This is a genomic window from Paenibacillus xylanexedens (assembly GCF_007680605.1).
Lineage (GTDB): Bacteria > Bacillota > Bacilli > Paenibacillales > Paenibacillaceae > Paenibacillus > Paenibacillus xylanexedens_B.
In genome coordinates this window covers 1-286 of the sequence record NZ_VEIO01000082.1, presented here as the reverse complement: position 1 = coordinate 286, position 286 = coordinate 1, and the positions used below count along the sequence as shown (strand labels likewise).

1 protein-coding gene is annotated in these 286 nt (G+C 45.1%); it reads right to left on the bottom strand.

Annotated elements, in window-relative coordinates; genetic code table 11:
- Nucleotides 1–251 (bottom strand): condensation domain-containing protein (locus tag FS818_RS28480; protein ID WP_260990008.1); only part of this gene is annotated, 251 nt, incomplete at its 3' end.
- Nucleotides 252–286 lie beyond the last annotated feature (35 nt).

The window sequence follows — 286 nt, the reverse complement described above, 5'->3', positions numbered from 1 at the left end:
GCTTGAATATCAGCCAAAGACACATAATCATACTGCTCGGATTTCAACAAATCGACCTGCACTTGTTTCACTAAGGCGAGAAATGTCTCATGTCCGGTGCGACGAATCCGAACGGGAATTGTATTGACGAACAGTCCAACCATACTTTCAATCCCGAGGACCTCGGATTGACGCCCAGAGACCACCATGCCATATACGACATCATCGTTGTTATTGTATTGTTGGAGCAACACGCCCCATACCGTTTGCATCAAACTATTTAATGTTAAGTTGTGGCGTCTGCAAA